The 18,400-nt window shown below is 64.2% G+C and carries 18 protein-coding genes, 1 pseudogene and 1 riboswitch; of the genes and pseudogenes, 11 read left to right on the top strand and 8 right to left on the bottom strand.

The genetic code is table 11. The features are described from left to right. The first annotated feature begins 86 nt into the window (after window positions 1–86). The 4 genes from FG91_RS21915 to FG91_RS20415 all read left to right on the top strand — a co-directional run bounded on the left by FG91_RS21915 (window position 87) and on the right by FG91_RS20415 (window position 3,828). On the top strand, window positions 87–818 hold the full coding sequence (locus tag FG91_RS21915) for a hypothetical protein (RefSeq protein ID WP_152568199.1): 732 nt from the start codon (window positions 87–89) through the stop codon (window positions 816–818). After that, on the top strand, window positions 815–1,411 hold the full coding sequence (locus tag FG91_RS21910; RefSeq protein ID WP_152568198.1) for a hypothetical protein: 597 nt from the start codon (window positions 815–817) through the stop codon (window positions 1,409–1,411). Before FG91_RS21915 ends, FG91_RS21910 begins: the two co-directional genes overlap by 4 nt. Window positions 1,412–2,132: 721 nt before the next feature. Next, a complete protein-coding gene (locus FG91_RS21180) occupies window positions 2,133–3,119 on the top strand; it encodes a hypothetical protein (protein ID WP_052187979.1) in 987 nt (328 codons plus the stop codon). Between the two features lie 88 nt (window positions 3,120–3,207). Continuing rightward, window positions 3,208–3,828 (top strand): hypothetical protein, encoded by a 621-nt coding sequence (locus tag FG91_RS20415; RefSeq protein WP_037518863.1) that lies wholly within the window; start codon window positions 3,208–3,210, stop codon window positions 3,826–3,828. 31 nt (window positions 3,829–3,859) lie between these two features. On the opposite strand, the gene FG91_RS22105 is transcribed toward FG91_RS20415, so the two are convergent. Continuing rightward, a complete protein-coding gene (locus FG91_RS22105) occupies window positions 3,860–4,024 on the bottom strand; it encodes a hypothetical protein (protein WP_161785683.1) in 165 nt (54 codons plus the stop codon). 477 nt (window positions 4,025–4,501) lie between these two features. Next, window positions 4,502–4,705: riboswitch (cobalamin riboswitch) on the top strand. A 118-nt stretch (window positions 4,706–4,823) separates the two neighbouring features. Here FG91_RS22105 and metE point away from each other — a divergent pair. The 4 genes from metE (at window position 4,824) to FG91_RS20395 (ending at window position 8,242) form a co-directional block, all read left to right on the top strand. Further along, entirely contained in the window at window positions 4,824–7,136 is a 2,313-nt protein-coding gene (gene metE / locus FG91_RS20410) for a 5-methyltetrahydropteroyltriglutamate--homocysteine S-methyltransferase (protein WP_037518861.1), read from the top strand. Further along, a complete protein-coding gene (locus FG91_RS20405) occupies window positions 7,126–7,530 on the top strand; it encodes an acyl-CoA thioesterase (protein WP_443027750.1) in 405 nt (134 codons plus the stop codon). The genes metE and FG91_RS20405 overlap by 11 nt, the downstream gene beginning before the upstream one ends. A gap of 152 nt (window positions 7,531–7,682) precedes the next feature. Continuing rightward, window positions 7,683–8,012 carry a DUF2384 domain-containing protein gene (locus FG91_RS20400; RefSeq protein ID WP_037518857.1) on the top strand — a complete coding sequence of 110 codons (330 nt, stop codon included), beginning with the start codon at window positions 7,683–7,685 and terminating at the stop codon, window positions 8,010–8,012. 8 nt (window positions 8,013–8,020) lie between these two features. After that, window positions 8,021–8,242, top strand: coding sequence for a hypothetical protein (locus FG91_RS20395; protein WP_235212120.1), 222 nt, complete (start codon window positions 8,021–8,023; stop codon window positions 8,240–8,242). A 134-nt stretch (window positions 8,243–8,376) separates the two neighbouring features. Here FG91_RS20395 and FG91_RS20390 read toward each other — a convergent pair whose 3' ends face one another. From FG91_RS20390 to FG91_RS20380, 3 genes and pseudogenes are all read right to left on the bottom strand, one after another. Next, the gene (locus FG91_RS20390; RefSeq protein WP_037519037.1) at window positions 8,377–9,639 is read right to left on the bottom strand and encodes an RNA polymerase sigma factor; all 1,263 of its coding nucleotides are present in this window, start codon (window positions 9,637–9,639) and stop codon (window positions 8,377–8,379) included. Between the two features lie 135 nt (window positions 9,640–9,774). Then, window positions 9,775–10,125 (bottom strand): annotated as a pseudogene (locus FG91_RS20385) (YciI family protein); the annotation flags it as partial. A gap of 90 nt (window positions 10,126–10,215) precedes the next feature. Next, entirely contained in the window at window positions 10,216–11,229 is a 1,014-nt protein-coding gene (locus FG91_RS20380) for a GlxA family transcriptional regulator (RefSeq protein WP_052188004.1), read from the bottom strand. A 127-nt stretch (window positions 11,230–11,356) separates the two neighbouring features. Here FG91_RS20380 and FG91_RS20375 point away from each other — a divergent pair, with 127 nt between their 5' ends. Both FG91_RS20375 and FG91_RS20370 read left to right on the top strand, forming a co-directional pair. Further along, the gene (locus FG91_RS20375; protein ID WP_037519033.1) at window positions 11,357–12,184 is read left to right on the top strand and encodes an alpha/beta fold hydrolase; all 828 of its coding nucleotides are present in this window, start codon (window positions 11,357–11,359) and stop codon (window positions 12,182–12,184) included. A 53-nt stretch (window positions 12,185–12,237) separates the two neighbouring features. Beyond that, window positions 12,238–12,732: a hypothetical protein gene (locus tag FG91_RS20370; RefSeq protein ID WP_037518850.1), complete on the top strand. Its 495-nt coding sequence runs from the start codon at window positions 12,238–12,240 to the stop codon at window positions 12,730–12,732. A 104-nt stretch (window positions 12,733–12,836) separates the two neighbouring features. Here the strand turns inward: FG91_RS20370 and FG91_RS20365 are convergent, their stop codons facing one another. Beyond that, the gene (locus FG91_RS20365; protein WP_037518847.1) at window positions 12,837–13,715 is read right to left on the bottom strand and encodes an OmpA family protein; all 879 of its coding nucleotides are present in this window, start codon (window positions 13,713–13,715) and stop codon (window positions 12,837–12,839) included. Window positions 13,716–14,021: 306 nt separating this feature from the next. Here FG91_RS20365 and FG91_RS20360 point away from each other — a divergent pair, with 306 nt between their 5' ends. Beyond that, window positions 14,022–14,993 carry an NAD(P)H-dependent flavin oxidoreductase gene (locus FG91_RS20360; protein WP_037518844.1) on the top strand — a complete coding sequence of 324 codons (972 nt, stop codon included), beginning with the start codon at window positions 14,022–14,024 and terminating at the stop codon, window positions 14,991–14,993. On the opposite strand, the gene FG91_RS20355 is transcribed toward FG91_RS20360, so the two are convergent. The 3 genes from FG91_RS20355 to FG91_RS20345 form a co-directional block, all read right to left on the bottom strand. Beyond that, window positions 14,988–15,470, bottom strand: coding sequence for an AHH domain-containing protein (locus FG91_RS20355; protein ID WP_235212119.1), 483 nt, complete (start codon window positions 15,468–15,470; stop codon window positions 14,988–14,990). The two genes, FG91_RS20360 and FG91_RS20355, sit on opposite strands and share 6 nt — an antisense overlap. After that, window positions 15,467–16,312, bottom strand: coding sequence for a hypothetical protein (locus FG91_RS20350; protein ID WP_037518842.1), 846 nt, complete (start codon window positions 16,310–16,312; stop codon window positions 15,467–15,469). The genes FG91_RS20355 and FG91_RS20350 overlap by 4 nt, the downstream gene beginning before the upstream one ends. Before the next feature lie 100 nt (window positions 16,313–16,412). Further along, complete coding sequence (locus FG91_RS20345; RefSeq protein ID WP_037518840.1) at window positions 16,413–18,374, bottom strand: potassium transporter Kup; 1,962 nt, start codon at window positions 18,372–18,374, stop codon at window positions 16,413–16,415. Between the last annotated feature and the right edge of the window lie 26 nt (window positions 18,375–18,400).

Raw genomic sequence — 18,400 nt, 5'->3', positions numbered from 1 at the left:
CATTCATTTCATTGCTTCTCAGCGATCCGTGGTTACATAGCATTTTGACAGGGAAGTTTTGATAGTCGTGCAGGATGGGAATCCGAATGAAATTTGAAGCCGACAGCATTCAAGGCGTGCTGTTTGTTGCGACGGGGCAGCATCAGGAAGATGCACTCCAACTTTGGGGTTCACTTTTCCCGGATGATGCACCGGATGGTTTTCAACGCGCCGTATCTTCACCATCTCTTTTATCAACTGCTCAGGGTGATCGAGATGGGCTGCTGACCATAATCAAAGCACAGGTCGGACGCATTGACATTTCCGTCGTTCAATCTCCGCCAGAAGGGGCGTCTGACTTGGTCGGGCCACCTCGAATTGCAGATATTGCCGGTGGCGCAGCTAAAGTGTCGGAGCTCGTAAAGAGAATAGCTGGCCGCTCGAAAGTGTTCCGCGCTGCAGTAGTTCTCGACCTTGCCAAAACGGTAGAGGCTGGCGCCGAGGCGGCAGAGATATTGAAATGCGTTCCCGACTTCCCATTCCCTAACAACGCTATTGACGTAAGCTTACAATTCAACTCGAGGAAGAATTTTGAGTTCTCTTCCGATTTCGAGATGAATCGTCTTTGCGCGTGGAATGCAGGTCAAGTTGGCTTTATACAAGGCCCTGACGCTCAACCTCAGGCTATGGTTATGACGCCATATGTGGGCTTTAGGATCGACGTTAACAGCGCCCCGCAAGTACCTCTCCCGTTTGATGCGATAGATCAAGCTATAGATGATTTGGTAGCGGAAGCGCTGGCCATCGCCGATGCTGGTGTGAATAGGTTTTTATCATGAATACCAGTAGCGCCCCGTTCGTTATTACGCCGTGGAAAACATCAAGTAGCTCGTCCGAAATAGATCCCGGCCGAAGCGATATTTGGTCGGACAAGGCTTACCGGACAACTTCGTCCAATGTCAGTACTTTTTCTGGGAGCTTCGCGACCCATCGAAGGATGATCGAAGAAAGCGCTACTTCGTTCGAAAACGTGAGCCCGTTAGTGTATATGCGTTTCCCGAAGGTCCCTGAAGCGTCCGGGACGAACTCCTCGCACAGCCTCTTTGCATCGGTCGCGGAGCACTATAAAAAAATTGAAGATCAGCTATCGCTCCTGGGATCTTCAGACGATGAAGATAGCGCCATAGAGGAAGGAGCGATAAACTCAGCGTTAGCTGTAGTTGGGCAACTTCGATGTCGAAATCTAGCACCCCCGTCGCTTTCTTGGCATGGGGGAGATGCAATTGTCATGCTTTGGGCACTGGGGGACACGACATACGCGATAACGGTTACTGATGGAGAAGTCGGTTACGTCGTACGGCGAAATAAAAAGGCCATTCGTATGGCCGATTCCATCAAGCTTGGCTCTTTCAAATTGGCCGATTTTCGCTAAGCATGGCTGTAGAAATTACGGACGCTGACGAGATTTCTCGCTGCATTATATTTGACCGTGCGTTTCAGGATGAAATACACGTTGATGAATACTTGTGGCGTTTTGACGGAAAATCGCCGGAAGGAGTTTATCGCGAGTCTGCAGTACTACGAAGGTTAGCGCCAACTCCCGACGACGTGCACAGAATCGGCTGCGGGATCGCCGCTATTCAGAACGAACGGAAGCAGCAACCCACCGGACCTAGTCGCCGATATTATTGCGGATTTCGAACGGCGCCATATGTGGCGTTGCCGAAAGCTGGCGAAGGCTTCTTTATAATTTTTACAGCAGATGGCGAGGGAGACGCCGCGCACGTGGACGTCGCGCTCAACGTGACTGTCGACGGGCGAAACGCGCGCGCCAATTGCCGTACGAATGCGGGGCTTGCATTAGCGGAGCACTTCGGACCTCCTGCCCCCCATCGATGCGAATGTGATGTCGGCGATGGAAATCATCCCTTTTCCCTTTGGGGAGAGCAATGCCTCTATGGGGGGCTCAGGGACAAATGGCCACAGCTTCATCTTGTCGATAATTCCCCGCCTACTGACCAACCCGATGCGGGGCCTTCATTGCTTGACCCACCCAGCTAAAGGTCAGACGAGCGCCAACTCGAAAAGCCCTTTCCTACATTTCACCCATATGGTTCATTCTATCGGTTTCATCTAACCGAAAGGACGAATCGATGGACGACGCCGCGCATAATCCCGCCACCATCCCCGCCCCCGGCAGCTATCACTGGACGCCGCGGCTCCAGCGCGACTTTCTCGAAGCCTTCGCCACCAACGGGTCGGTGAAGATTTCGGCGGCCAAGGTCGGCATGTCGCCGTCCGCCGTCTATCAGCTGAAGCAGCGGCCCGAGGGGGCGGCGTTCAAGCTCGGCTGCGCCGCGGCGCTGCTGATCGCGCGCGGGCGGCTCGTCGACGAGCTGCTCGACCGCGCGATCTGGGGGCATGACGAAACCGCCGAGATCCAGCGCGAGGAGGGCCGCAGCTACGCCAAGCGCCGCCGCATCGACTCGCGCCTCGGCCTCGCGATGCTCGCGCGGCTCGACAAGATGGTCGAAACGCGCGCCTCCCAAAAAGGAGGATGGGCCGGCGAGGAGATGCTCGCGCAGATCATCGCCGGCGACTGGCCGGGCTTCCTCTCGCTCTTCGACGCAGCCGAAGCTGTGACGCCGGGCGGCGCCGGGGCGGAAAACACCGACGCCGAGGGGCAGAAGGACGGAATGGCGTCCGCCCTCGCCCTCTGGCTCGCCACGCACGACAACCGCGCCAACCCGCTCGCCACCCTGTGGCGCGGCACCGCAATCGCGAATGAAGTTGCCCAGATTTCCGCCATTTCCGACGAAGCCCCCGATGCCGAACCGACCCCCGAGGAAGAGGCCGCCGAAATGACCGTCTGGCACGACGAGGAACGCAATGAATGGCGCACCAACTTCCCGCCGCCCGACGATTATGTCGGCATCGAGGTTGGCGTGTTCGGCGACGCCGACTATGAACGCACGCTCGACGCGACCGAAGAAGACGCCTGGGAAAGCGCCCGCGCCGAAGCTTTCGAACCCCTGCGCATCGCCGGCGAAGCCGCCCGCCGCGCCTTCTTCGCCTTCCCCGCCCCCGCCAACGATCCCGAACCCGCGGGCGCGAACCGGCGCAAGCAGGCCAGCGGCTAAGCCGCGCGCCCTCGCCGCCGCACGCCGGACAGGCCAGTGCGTGACCATGTTAGGCAGATCGTTACCCCCGGACGGATAGGAACCGGTCATGGCCGCGCCAAACCCATCCCTCGAACGCGAATTGCAAGGCTTCACCGCCTGTTTTCGCGCCCAGAGCGGACACCTCATCTTCTCGACCGCGCCGGGCGGCGAAGGACGGGTGGTGTCCGAGGACGAAGCGGTCGGGTTCTGGTGCGACTATGCCGCGCTCGCCCACCGGCACGCTCGCCGCTTCGGGCTTTCGGTCTGGGCGTCGGTCGTGCTGCTGATCCTGTTCGGCACCCTCGGCGTCAAATATAAGGCGCCGCTGTTCATGGGGCTCGCGTTGCTCTCGATGTTCGGCTGGTGGTTCACCGCGATCGCGCAGCGCATCATCCGCGCCCGATTCAAATATCGGGTGTGGGAAACGGTCGCGCATCACACCCCGGTGCGCGCGCTCACCCGCGACGAAAAGATCGCGCGCGGCTTTGCGCTCAGCGCGCGGCAATGGCTCGGGCTCGGCGTGGCGCTTATCGTCTATAGTGCTTTGAATGCCCCGTCGCGCGCGCTGCCGCCCGTCTGGCGCGACCTGCAGACGGTGGCGATCGGGGTGCTGATATACGGCTCGATTGTCGGCCTGCTCGCTTATGGCGCCTTCCGGCTCGTCCGGCGGCTCCGCGGGCGCGGCTGAGGTGGCGTCGGCGAGCGGCTCGCCCTGCGCCTCAGTCGACGACCCAATAGTCGGCCGCGCCGCCGGGCTCATAGCCGCGGCGGCAGATCATTTCGCCTTCGCTCGTGAGCTCGGCCCATGCGCCAATCGGCTCGCGCTCCATCATCACGAGCGCCGCCGCGACATCCTCGGCCTCGAACGCGACGCGCTTTTCCATTCCGAACCAGGCATCCTGGTATCGCAGGACAAAGGTCGTCAGTGCGGGCCTGTCGGCTTGTATTTCTGGACGCGGCAGACAGTCGCATTCGCCGTCGTTGGAGCCGCTGGGGTATTGCTGGGGGAGCTTCATTGGGGGAGAGCCTTCGGTGGGGGAAACGAAGGGGGCAGTCCCGTCGGCCTGTTCAGCCGTGACCACCGCCGGGGGCGAAGATTTTGGGTCGGCGATGCGTCTCCTGCGTCACACGGACATATGGACGGCACCACGAAGGGCGGCACACGACCTCGAAAATATACGCCATATCATTGTCATACTACCCAGTATCATCAGTAGTCCGTTCGACGGGTCGCCATTTCGAATCGACAAACGACTTGACGATGGCATCGCGCGCCGGGCCGGGGCGCCTCCCGGTCCGTGCCCCGGAAATGCGATATAAAGAATTCTTTATATGTGCGTTGACAGATCCCGTCGTTGCGCTATGTTTCAAGCTGTCGAGGTTCTCCGCACCGTTTGCACGGCACGGAGCTAAGACGGGAAGCCGGTGCAAAACCGGCGCTGCCCCCGCAACTGTAAGCGGTGAGCGGCGGTCGATACGTGTCACTGGTCCGGCAAGGGACCGGGAAGGCCAGACCGCTGCGTCGATCCGTGAGCCAGGAGACCTGCCTCGTCAGATACGTCCTCCGGCGGGGTGTCCGGTCAGGCCGCATGCATGGCTGCGCCCGACCCTTGCTTTGCGGGCGCACAGTCCCGTGCGTACGCGTCTGCCCGGCGCCTTGCCCCTTGCAAGGTGCTTGAAGAAATGACTGTCAGCGTCGCCACCCTCGGCTTCCCCCGCATCGGCCTCCGCCGCGAGCTCAAATTCGCGCTCGAAAGCTATTGGGCGGGCAAGACCACCCTCACGGAATTACAGACCGCCGCCGCGGGCCTCCGCGCCCTCGGCTGGGCGCGCCAGAAAGCGCTCGGCGCCGACATCCTGCCCTCGAACGACTTCTCGCTCTACGACCATGTGCTCGACACCAGCGCGCTGATCGGCGCGATCCCGCCGCGCTATGACTGGAGCGGCGAGAGCGTCGACCCCGACCTCTATTTCGCCATGGCCCGCGGCGCGCAAGGCCCCGCCGCCTGCGGCCACAGCCATAACACCACCGCGCAGGAAATGACCAAATGGTTCGACACCAACTATCATTTCATGGTCCCCGAACTCACCGCGGGTCAGACCTTCCAGATCGCCTCGACCAAGATCTTCGACGAATTTGAGGAAGCGAAAGCGCTGGGTTACCCGACGCGCCCCGTCCTCCTCGGCCCCGTCTCCTACCTGATGCTCGCCAAGGGTAAGGCGGTCGAGCCGCTCGCGCTCTTGCCGCAGCTCCTCGACACCTACGCCGAAATCCTCGCCCGTCTCGCCCAGGCCGGCGCCGAATGGATCCAGATCGACGAGCCGTGTCTCGTCCTCGACCTCAGCGCCGAGCAACGCACCGCCTTCGAGCGCGCCTACGCCCGCCTTGCCACCCGCGGCCCCAAACTCATGCTCACCACCTACTTCGGCGGCCTCGGCGACAATCTCGATCTCGTCGCCGACCTCCCCGTCCACGGCCTCCACCTCGACCTCGTCCGCGCGCCGGGCCAGCTCGAACCTGCGCTCGCGAAGCTCCAGCCGCACGTCCTGCTCTCGCTCGGCGTCATCGACGGCCGCAACATCTGGCGCGCCAACCTCCCCGACCTCTACTGGCGCTTCAAGGAGCTGGCGGGCAAACGCGACCTCATCATCGCGCCCAGCTGTTCGCTTCTCCACACCCCCGTCGACCTCGCGCTCGAAACCTCGCTCGACCCCGAAATCGCGCAGTGGCTGAGCTTCGCGGTGCAGAAGATCGAAGAACTCGCAGCGCTCGCCAAGGCGCTGAACGAAGGCGAGGACGCGAGCTTCGCCGCCTTCTCGGCCTCGCGCATCGCCGCGGTCGCACGCCAGACCTCGCCGAAAATCCACGACCCCGCGATCGCCGCCCGGCTCGCCGCCCTGGACGAAGCCGCAACCCGCCGTGCCTCCCCCTTCACCGCGCGCCGCGATGCTCAGCAAAAGCGTCTCTCCCTCCCTGCCTACCCCACCACGACGATCGGCAGCTTCCCGCAGACCCCCGAGGTCCGCAAGGCGCGCGCCGCGCATATCAAAGGCGAGATCGACGACGCCGCCTACGACCGCTATCTCCGCGTCGAAACGCGCGCCGCGGTCAAATGGCAGGAGGAAATCGGCCTCGACGTCCTCGTCCACGGCGAGTTCGAGCGCAACGACATGGTGCAATATTTCGGCGAACAGCTCGCCGGCTTCGCCTTCACCCGCGCCGGCTGGGTGCAAAGCTATGGCTCGCGCTGCGTCCGTCCGCCGATCCTCTACGGGGACGTCTCGCGCCCCGCACCGATGACCGTCGGCTGGTGGCGCTACGCACAGGACCAGACAGACCGCCCGATGAAGGGCATGCTCACTGGCCCCGTCACGATCCTCAACTGGTCCTTCGTCCGCGACGACCAGCCGCGCGAGACAAGCTGCCGCCAGATCGCGCTCGCAATCCGCGACGAGGTGCAGGACCTGGAAGCCGCCGGCGCCGCGATCATCCAGATCGACGAGGCTGCCTTGCGCGAAGGCCTCCCGCTCCGCCGCTCGGAGTGGCAGCATTACCTCGACTGGGCGGTCGAGAGCTTTCGCATCACATCGTCGGGCGTCGCCGACGACACCCAGATCCACACGCATATGTGCTATTCAGAGTTCAACGACATCATCCGCGCGATCGGCACGATGGACGCCGACGTCATCTCGATCGAGACCGCAAGATCGCAGATGGAGCTGCTCGACGCCTTCGCCAGCTATGCCTATCCGAACGAGGTCGGCCCGGGCGTCTACGACATCCACAGCCCGCGCATCCCGGCGGAGCGCGAGATGACCGACCTCCTGACGCTCGCGGGCAAGCATGTCCCGCCGCGGCAGATCTGGGTGAACCCCGATTGCGGGCTCAAGACGCGCAAATGGGACGAGGTGCGCCCCGCCCTCGTTGCAATGGTCGCCGCAGCGCAGGCGATGCGCTCGAAAGCGCGGATCAAGGAGGCCTATGATGCCAGCTGAGGCCATAATGCCCGACGGCCAGCCCGCCGTCCGCGTCACCGCGATGCCCGCCAACGCCAACGTCTATGGCGACATTTTCGGCGGCTGGCTGATGGCACAGATGGACCTTGCGGCCTCGTCGGTGGCCTCGCGCCACGCGCGCGGCCGCGCGGTGACGATCTCGGTGGAAGGCATGTCCTTCCACCGCCCCGTCTTCGTCGGCGACGAGGTGTCGGTATTCGGGCGCCTCGTCAAAGTGGGCCGCACCTCGATGCACGTCGAGGTCGAGGCCTGGGCGCGCGATCGCCATGCCGACGAGGACAACAAGGTCACACAGGCGGTCTTCATCTTCGTCGCGGTCGGCCCCGATCGCCGCCCGCGCGCCGTCCGCCCGCTCGCCGATGAGATCGTCTAGGCCAAAGCGCGCCGCCGGGAGCCACTCCCCGGCGGCGCCTTACAATGGCCTTATGCCGTCCCCATATGTATATGATCGCGGCACGCGTTCTTCGTAGGCCGCCGCGACTGAGAGACATGCGCGCTCCCGCTTACAAGGAGGAGCCGCGCATTATGAATCCCGAAACGAGCCCCGCCGACCCGACCGTCACCGACGAAGCCGCGGCCCCCGCCAAGACGCGGTCGAACAGCTTCTTCCGCCAAAAGCGTACCCCGCTGCCCCGCGACGATGCGCGGCGACAGGGCGATATCAGCCAGCTCGCTTTCCTGACGATGGGCGGCCGCGATCCCGCGATCGCCTTCCTCAACACCGAAAACGCCGAACTCGGCGGCCGCCCGCTCGCCGTCGCGACCGCCAGCGACACCGGCTACGAACAGGTCGCCGCCGCGATCCGCGCCTGGGCACCCGACGCGGGCCCCGCGCGCGATCCGGGCTTCGAATGAGCCGCGCGATGAACCTGACGCTCCCCGAGAGCGAGGTGAAGCAAATCTGCCTGTCGCAGGGCGTCAGCATCAGCGCGATCGAACCGCTGCAATCGGGCGGCACCCGCCTCGTCTGCACCACCGCCACCGGCGCCGAGGAAATGCGCCTGCGTCTGCGCGGTCACATCATCGACGGCGCGGTCACCCGCCACCGCTTCTACCGCCCGCCGGGCTCACAAGGAGGATATTAGCCCAACGCCGCCGCAGCAGCAGCAACCCCGTAAACCCAGCCCGAACAGCTCGGCCATTGCCGGTTCGGGCGCGAAATCATCGAGGATGACGAGCGGCTGCGCTTCGGTCCCGGTCGTCTCCAGACGAACCGGCGTCATTCGGTGCATGCTGCGGCGCGCGCCAGCAGAAAGTCGCGCTCGCGCTCGTTGCTCGAGAGCGCTGCCGCTGCCTCAAACTGTGCCCGTGCTTCGCCCGGCCGCCCGGCGCGGAACAGGAAATCGCCGCGCGCGGCAGGCAGCGGCGCATAATTGCGCAGCGCCGCCGCATCGGCGATCGTGTCGACCAGCCGCAGTCCGGCTTCGGGACCGAACGCCATGCTGTGCGCGACCGCGCGATTGAGCTCGACCACCGGCGACGGCATTACCTGTCCCAGCCGGTCGTAAAGGCCCGCGATACGCTGCCAGTCGGTTGCCTCCGCCGTCCGCGCCCGGGCATGGCACGCCGCCAGCGCAGCCTGCAGCGCATAAGGCCCATCAGCCCCGTCCAATGCCTCAACCCGATCGAGCGCATTGAGCCCGCGGCGGATCAGCAACTGATCCCAGCGCGCCCGATTCTGTTCGGTCAGCGGCACAAACCGCCCATCGGATCCCGCCCGCGCCGTCAACCGCGACGCCTGAATTTCCATTAGCGCGAGCAACCCCAGCACCTCAGGCTGTTCGGGCATCAACCCGGCGAGAATGCGCCCTAATCGCTGCGCTTCACCGCACAGCGGCGGACGAACGAGAGAGGGGCCCGTGGTGGCCGCATAGCCTTCGTTGAAGATCAGATAGACGACCTCAAGCACCGATCCCAACCGCGCCTGAAGCTCGGCACCGCGCGGAACCTCGAACTGGACCCCCGCCTTGGCAATCGCCTTTTTGGCGCGCGTGATCCGCGCTGCGATCGCGGCGTCGTTCGACAGGAAAGCCCGTGCGATCTCCTCGACCGTCAACCCGCCGACCAGTCGCAGCGTCAGCGCAGCGCGCGCCTCGGGCGAAATTACCGGATGGCAGGCGGCGAAGATCAGCCCGAGCAGTTCGTCGCCGAGCGGATCGTCGAGCGCCGCCTCGACAGCCTCCACGCTCATATCGCGCTCCTCATCGAGTTCGCGGGCGATTTCGGCATGTTTCCGCTCCCGCATCGCGTGGTGCCGGGCACCGTCGATCACCCGCCGTTTCGCCGCCGCGGTCAGCCAGGCGCCCGGATTATCGGGCACCCCCGACTTCGGCCATTCGGTCAGCGCGATCAGCAGCGCCTCCTGCGCCAGCTCCTCGGCGCGGTCGACGTCGCGCGTCATCCGGGCGAGCGCGGCGATGAGCCGCGCCCGCTCGATCCGGAACACCGCTTCGATCGCACGGTGGGTCTCATTGGCCGCCATGCCTGCCTTCTCGAACAATGAAGCAGGAGAGGCAAGCATGGCGACCGGCATCGATTATTCGCTGCTGAGCTTCTCGCGCAGCTTCTGTTCCTGCTCGGCAAGTTCGGGCGTCATCGCGTCGCCGAAATCCTCCATCTCGTAGAAGGGGCGGATTTCGAGTTCGCTCGGTCCGGGCATCGGGTTCGGGCAACGCTTCGCCCACGCGACCGCCTCATCCATATCCTTGACCTCCCAGACCCAATAGCCCGCGACAAGTTCGCGCGTCTCGGCAAAGGGGCCGTCGATCACCGTCCGGCTCGCGCCGTCGAACGCAATGCGCTTGCCCGCCGACGAGGGTTTCAACCCATCGCCGTCGACCATCACACCGGCGTTCACCAGTTCCTCGTTAAACTTGCCCATCGCCTCGAACATTTCGGTCATGTCCTCGGTCGGCGGCAGGCCCTTTTCGCTATCCTCGGTCGCTTTGACAAAGACCATTACACGCATCGTCCATCTCCTCTTTGATCGGGCCAACAGCGGCTCCTGCCAACACGACGAACGAGCCGCCGCCAAATCGACACAAGCCAGGAAAAAAATTCAGGCGACCTCCGCCAGCGACTGCGGTGTCGAAAAACGCTGCCGATATTCGTGCGGCGACAGGCCGATCAGGCGGTGGAACAGTTTCCGGAACGCCGCCGCATCCTCATACCCCACGGCCCACGCGATCTGGTCGACCGTGCGCTTGGTGAATTCCAGCAATTCGCGCGCCTTGCCGACACGCAGATGCTGGACATATTCGACCGGAGTCATGCCGGTGGCGGCCTTGAAGCGGCGCTGAAAGGTGCGCTCTTCCATCCCGGCCTCGCCCGCCATCTCTGCGACCGCGACCGGCCCAGCCCCCCGCGCCTGCAACCAATGCTGGACGCGCAGGATCGCCTCGTCACCGTGCGTCAGCTTCGGCGCAAAGCTCGCATAATTTTTCTGCTCGCGCCCCGACGGGTCAATCAGCAGGAAGCGCGCGGTCTCCATCATCACCGTCGGCCCCAGCAAGCGTTCGACGATGCGCAGCCCCAGATCGGTCCACGCCATCAGCCCGCCCGCGGTGACGATGTCGCCATCGTCGATCACCATGCGGTCGGCCTCCATCCGCACGTCGGGAAAGCGGCTGCGGAACTCCTCGGCGAAAAACCAGTGCGTCGTCGCCGGCCGCCCCGCGAGCAATCCCGTCGCCGCCAGCGCAAACGCCCCGCCACAATTCGACGCGAGCACCGCGCCCTGCGCATGCCGGTCGAGCAGCCAGCGCGCATAGGGCTCGACCTCGCCCGGTTCGAGCAGCTTATGCAAGCTGCCCGGCGCGATCAGCACCGCGGGCGAATTGCCCGCCGCCTCATCGGGATGGCTGTCGTACCAGCGCGCGAAGCCTCCCGCTTCCTGCAACCGCCAATGGCTGACACGGATCGGGCTGCGGCCGTGATCCACCGCAAAGCGCCCCGCGACGTCGAACAGGTCGGTGATCCCATATACCATCCCCATCTGACAGTCGGGATAGGTCATCATCCCGACCTCGATCAGCGGCACGGTCGTCGCGTCCGGCACCTTCAGCTTGGGCATATCGGCTCCTTTGTCGGAATCGGACCGCATAATGTCGTATCCGCCAATCCCGCGCAAGCTCGGTTCGGCCTATCTCCAGATCACCGGGACGGAAACCCGCCCTTCTCGAAACGAAAGGAACCACGACATGACCACCATCACCACCAAGGACGGTACGAACATCTTCTTCAAGGACTGGGGTCCGAAGGACGCCCAGCCAATCGTCTTCTCGCACGGCTGGCCGCTCAGCGCCGACGCCTGGGACGCCCAGATGGTCTTCTTCGCCAATCAGGGCTTCCGCACCATCGCCCACGACCGCCGCAGCCATGGCCGCTCGGATCAGGTCTGGGACAATAATAACATGGACCAGTACGCCGACGACCTCGCCGAACTGATCGAACAGTTGGACCTCAAGGACGTGATCCTCGTCGGCCACTCGACCGGCGGCGGCGAAGTTACCCGCTATATCGGCCGCCACGGCACCGCCCGCGTCGCCAGGGTCGCGCTAATCGGCGCGGTCCCTCCGCTGATGCTTAAGACTGAAGCCAACCCCGGCGGCCTGCCGATCGACGTCTTCGACGGCATCCGCAAGGGCACGTTCGACAATCGTCCGCAGTTCTTCAAGGATCTGACTTTGCCCTTCTACGGCTATAACCGCGACGGCGCGGTCGTCTCCGAAGCGGTGCGCGACGACTTTGTGCGGCAGGGCATGAACGGCGGCCTCAAGGGCCTGCTCGACAGCATCCGCGCCTTTTCGGAAAGCGACTTCAACGAAGACCTCAAGAAGTTCGACAAGCCGACGCTCGTCCTCCACGGCGACGACGACCAGATCGTGCCGATCGGCGCTTCGGCGCTCTCAACGGTCAAGATCGTCAAGCAGGCGGTGCTCAAGGTCTACGAAGGCGCCGACCACGGCCTCACCGTCACCCATCAGGACCGGTTCAACGCCGACCTCCTCGACTTCATCAACAGCTGATCCGGATATGCGGGGCGACGACCCGTCGTCGCCCCCAACAGGGAGTAAAGACAATGATCCTCGGTTTGACCATCCCGCAGTTCACCGCGCTGCACGTTGCGATCAGCTTCGTCGGCATCGGCGCCGGTCTCATCGCACTTCCCGCCTTCGCCCGCGGCCACATCCTGCCCCGCACGAACGGCGTGTTTCTCTGGACGACCTTGCTCACCAGCCTCACCGGCTTCCTCTTCCCGATCGTCGCCTTCACCCCGGCGCTCGGCACGGGGATCGTCTCGACGCTGGTGCTCGCGGTCGCCTTCTGGGCCTGGTACGGCCGCAAGCTCGCCGGCCGCGCAGCGACGGTCTATGCGATCAGCGCCACTGCCGCGCTCTACCTCAACCTCTTCGTGCTGGTGGTGCAGTCGTTTCTGAAGGTCCCCGCGCTCAATGCGCTCGCCCCGAACGGAACCGAAGGCCCCTTCGTCGCGGCACAGGGCGCACTCCTTCTCGCTGCGATCCTGTTCGGCACACTCGCCGTGAAGGCCAGCCGCCGCCCGGTCGCAGCCTGACCAACCCCCAAACAACGAAGGGCGGCCCAACGGCCGCCCTTCGTTGCGTCACGACCGCTTCCGGCCGGAAATGTACGGGGTGGGCGCCGCCCACCCCGCGCATCTTACATACCGTCGAGGCCCTTGCTGACCAGAATATTCACCGCAACGCGGCGATTCTGGGCCTTGCCTTCGGGCGTCGTGTTGTCCGCCGCCGGGTCGGCTTCGGCCATCCCGGTGGGGGTCAGCATACGATAGGGCTTCCAGCCGCACGCCTGCTGAAGATGATTGACGACGCGGCTGGCGCGCTTTTCGCTGAGCACCTGATTGAGTTCCTGGCTGCCCGTCGAATCGGTGTAGCCGACGACCAACAGCAGGGCGTTGTCCATCCCATCGGCCTGCGACGCCGCGCTGCAGAGATCGGCCTTCGCCTGCTCGGACAGCACCGCCTTGCCGGTGTCGAAGTTCACGTTCGTCGTGCCTTTGACATTATACTGGTCGATATCGCCCACGCGGCTGCGCAGCGCCTCGGTCGCCGCCGTCTGTTCGGCAAAGCGCTGGTCGGTGCCGGTGTGGATCATCGATGCAGTGCGCAGATCCTTGCTCTTGAGTTGGACCTGGCTTGCCACCAGTCCGCCATCCCACTGCAACGTGTCGATGGTGACGGGCAGGCCGTTGAGCAGTTGAGCTGAGCCAAGCTTGTCGCGATCGAGCCCAAGGAACCCGCCACTGCTCTTGATCTTCGTATAGTCGGCGATCGCCACGGTCGTGCTGTTGCCATCGGCGGTCGCGACCTTGATCCGGCCATCGGTGCGCGCGGCGATGATGCCCTCGACCTTGGGACCCTTGGTCATCTGGTCGGGCGAAGGCAGCGTGCCGACAACGGTCGCCATGACTTCGCCATCGTTCGGGGCCTGCTCTTGGGCAGCGAGACTGCTCGTTGCAGTGCCCGCCAGCAAGGCCAGCATCAAAAACATTTTCGGACTCTTGGAAACGGCGCCCATATACTTCTCCTTCAAAACTGCCGCCCGCGCAGATGGGCCCGCGTATTCGCGTGGTCCGTTCTGGGACAAGATTACTCGCGGTGAAGTCGAAAGTTGCGCAGGTCGTCGTATGCACGGTGCGACGAACCGATAAGACCGTGTCGCAAAAGCGTAATTTTTTTGTTTTGCACGTTTACGAGGGCATAAATTCAGTGATCCGCGTCCGCCGACGCGGCGATCACCCGCCACCCGCCCTGCCCGATACCCGCTTGCACAGCTTTCCGTTTACGTTAAGGTTAGTTTCAAACTGCAACCGGAGAGTGATTCATGGCCCTTCCCCCGATTTTCGACCGCCTGCGCTTGCCCGTTATCGGCTCGCCGTTGTTCATCGTGTCGGGACCCGAACTTGTCATCGCGCAGTGCAAGGCGGGTGTCGTCGGCAGCTTCCCGGCACTCAACGCGCGCCCGCAGTCTTTGCTCGATGAATGGTTGCACCAGATCACCGAGGAACTCGCCGCGTGGGACCGCGACAATCCCGACCGGCTCTCGGCGCCTTACGCGGTCAACCAGATCGTCCATAAATCGAACGACCGGCTGCTCGACGACATCGCGACGTGCGAGAAATGGAAAGTGCCGATCACGATCACCTCGCTCGGCGCGCGCGAGGAGCTCAATCAGGCGGTTCATGGCTGGGGCGGCATCACGCTGCACGACATCATCGACGACCGGTTCGCGCGCAAGGCGATCGAAAAGGGCGCCGACGGCCTCATCCCCGTCGCCGCGGGCGCGGGCGGTCATGCCGGCCGCCAGTCGCCCTTCGCGCTGGTGCAGGAAATCCGCGAATGGTTCGACGGACCCGTAGCCTTGTCGGGCGCCATCGGCCACGGCCGCTCGATCCTCGCCGCGCAAGCATGCGGCGCCGACCTCGCCTATATCGGCAGCGCCTTCATCGCGACCGCCGAAGCCAATGCCGAGGAAAGCTACAAGAACGGCATCGTCGAAGGGCGCGCGGGCGACATCGTCTATTCGAACCTCTTCACCGGCGTTCACGGCAATTATCTCCGCCAGTCGATCGTCGCTGCGGGCATGGACCCTGAAAACCTCCCCGAAGGCGATCTCAAGACGATGAATTTCGGCTCGGGCGGCAACACCAAGGTCAAGGCGTGGAAGGATATCTGGGGTTCGGGCCAGGGCATCGGCCCGGTCACCGCGGTGCGCCCGGTCGCCGAATTTGTCGCCGAACTCGAAGCGCAATATCTCGCCGCGCGCCGCGAACTCGAAGCGAAGGTCCGCCTATAAACCCCCGAACAGCCTGTCGATCGCCTCATCGAGAAACGGGCGGTCAACGAACAACCGCATCGGGTCGCGCCGGTTGAGCCAGAAGCCCGCGCCGTGCCGGTCGGTCAGGGCGCGGCGCGTGGTGTCCTGCAACAGACGCAGTCGCATGACCGCGGTGCGCCGCGCGGCGCGCAGGTCGGCGGGCGCGTGAAGCGCGAAATGCGCTCTGATCCCTTCGACCCGCGCCGCGACGACATCGCTATAGCCATGGTGCGGCCCGCGGTGCAGCGCATGGCCCGACCGCAGCGCCGCCGGCTCGCACGCGGGGAGCATTAACCCGTTGCGACCGAAATGCTGGAGCGCGAAGCCCTCGCGATAAAGTTGCTCGAACATCGCCGCCATTTGCGGGCGCTGGACCAGGATGATGGGGATGAGGTGATGGCGCTGGAACCCGGTTCGCGGCGGCGGTGCGCCCTGCCATCCCCGCGGCGGTCTCAAGCGTCGCGGCCGAACTCGACAACCACCGTCGACCGCTGGTTTCCGCTGCTCGCGCCCGGCGACAGGTCGATCCATTCGCCCGCCTCCAGCCCGCGCATCGTCCGCGCATGGCGGACCGGGCCGTTGAGCATCATGTCGAGCGCAAGCCGCGACAGCCGCCGGACCATTTCGGCGACCGTCCAGCCGACGGGAATCCGCGCTTCCAGTTCCTGCCCCGCAAACACCACCAGCCCCCGTGTTCCCATGCTGGCATCGACGCCATTCTCGCGGCGCCGGAACGCGACGAGGTGAAGCACCGGCGGCATTCCGCTGGCCAGCATCTCGGCAATCGAAGCGCGAAATTGCGGGGCATCCGACCACAGCCGTGCCGGCGACCAGAAGATATGGCTGGCATCGAACAGGTCGATCAGCAGCACCATCATCTTGAAAAATTCACGCATCCGCGTCGGCTGCTCGGTCGAGGGGCCCGGCGACCCATCGCGCCTGGGGTCACGCTCGGGGATAAAGACCCAGCACGCCCCGCTCTCGCGCCATCGTCGTGGCAAGCTCGCCGCAAGCAGGCTGGTCGACGGATGGTCGGGATCGGCGAGGTCCAGCGCGGCATCGGCGGCGGGGCCGGCCAGAACCGACACCGCCCCGAACCTCAGACGAAAACGCGGCGCCGCAACACGCGCGGCAACATCGTCGCCGTCGCCGTCGACCCGTTCGGGCCGCAGCCCCATGCGGCGCAGCGCGGCTTCGACGGCCTCGCTCGAACCGCCCTGCATCGCCGCGCCGACGATCAGGGCAAAGGGTTCCGGCGGAACCGGCAGGATCAGAGCGTCAGGGTTGCCGACATCCATGCTATTGCGCGGCCTTTTTTGGGTCACCCCTTGCATTGCAAGACTGGCCCCAATGTACAAATGCTTATTGCCAGATGTCGGGAAGTTAATCTTCGCGACTTCAGATCGCGACCTGGCTGCCCAACTCGACCACGCGATTGGTCGGCAGGCGGAAATATTCCATCGCGCTTTCCGAATTGCGCAGCATCCACGCGAACAGCTTTTCGCGCCAGATCGGCATGCCGGGCTTGCTCGCCGCGATCAGCGTCTGCCGCGACAGGAAAAAGCTGGTTTCCAGCATCTTGAACTCGCCGCCGCAGCTCGTCACGCGGGTCAGCGCCTCGGGCACGTCGATCGGCTGCATGAAGCCGTAATTGAGCACCAGCCGGTGGAAGCCCTGCCCCAGATCCTCGAGCAGGCAGAATTTCTCCTCCTGCACGAACGGCACGTCGGCGATCTTGATCGTCAGCAGGATGATCCGCGCATGGAGCACCTTGTTGTGCTTGAGGTTGTGGAGCAGCGCGTGCGGGACGCCGTCGCTGCTCGATGTCATGAACACCGCGGTGCCCGGCACGCGCGTCGCGCTGTTCGCCGCCGACTTCACGAACACCGGGATCGGCATCGCGCCTTCGGCCATCTCCTGCTGCATCAGCTTGCGTCCGCGCGACCAGGTGGTGAGCAAGGTGAAGATGGTCAGGCCGATCGCGAGCGGCACCCAGCCGCCGTCGGGCACCTTGATCAGATTGGCGCCGAAATAGGCGATGTCGACGATGAAGAAGACCGCGAGGATCGGCAGCGCCTTCCACGCCGGCCATTTCCACAATGTGAAGAGCACGACGCTGAGCAGGCAGGTATCGATGAACATCGCGCCCGTCACCGCGATGCCATAGGCCGCGGCCAAATTGCTCGACGATCCGAAGAAGAGGACGAGGATGATCACCATCACCATCAGCCCCCAATTGACGATCGGGATATAGATCTGCCCCTGCGCCGACGCGCTCGTATGTTCGACGCGCAGGCGCGGCATGAAGCCCAATTGGATCGCCTGCTGGGTCAGCGAGAAGGCGCCCGAAATCACCGCCTGGCTGGCGATGATCGTCGCGAGCATCGCGAGGATGACGACGGGCACCTGCCATGCATCGGGCATCATCTGGAAAAAGGGATCGGCGATCAGGTCGCCGCGCGGCCCCATCTCGGCCTCGAGCACCATCGCGCCCTGCCCCATATAATTGAGCATCAGCGCCGGCAGGGCAAAGGTCAGCCAGCTAAGCCCGATCGGCCCGCGGCCGAAATGCCCCATATCGGCATAGAGCGCCTCGGCCCCCGTCACCGCGAGCACGACCGCGCCGAGCGCGATAAAGGCGGTGAAACCGTCGACATAGAAGAAGCGCAGCGCGTTCACCGGGTTCAGTGTCTCGAGGATGATCCCCGGATGGTCGACGATGTGAATGAGCCCGAGGATCGCGAGCATCGTGAAATAGGCGAGCATGATCGGCCCGAACAGCATCCCGACCTTCGCCGTCCCGCGCGACTGGATCGCGAACAGCCCGATCAGGATCGTGAGCGCGATCGGCACGATATAGGGCTCGAACCCCTTGTTGACGTAGCTCAGCCCCTCGGTCGCGGAGAGCACCGACATCGCCGGGGTGATCATGCTGTCGCCATAGAAAAGCGCGGTCGCGAACACCCCGAGCAGGATGATCGGCCATGTCCAGCGCTTCTCGCCTGACGAGCGGCTGATCAGCGCGAGCAGCGCCAGGCTGCCCCCCTCGCCCTTGTTGTCGGCGCGCATGATCGTCAGCACATATTTGAAGGTGACGACGAGCATCATCGACCAGAAGACGAGGCTGAGCACGCCATAGATGTGCAGCCGGTCGGCCTCGATCGGATGGTGCCCGGCAAAGGTTTCGCGGAACGCGTAGAGCGGGCTCGTTCCGATGTCGCCGAACACGACACCGATCGCGCCGACGGCAAGCTTCAGCTTGCCATCGCTGTGATGTCCATGCCCGTAATGGGCCGTTTCGGCGCCAGCAGTCACGGCGCCCGCGGCGCCGCCCGCCGCCTGTTGCGACTCAGCAGTCATTGCGGGCCTTTAGACGAGCCTGAGCC

The sequence above is a fragment of the Sphingopyxis sp. LC81 genome (assembly GCF_000756375.1).
In the GTDB taxonomy this organism is placed as follows: Bacteria; Pseudomonadota; Alphaproteobacteria; order Sphingomonadales; family Sphingomonadaceae; genus Sphingopyxis.
Note: the sequence above shows the minus strand (reverse complement) of the source record. Positions and strands in the feature narration are given on the sequence as shown.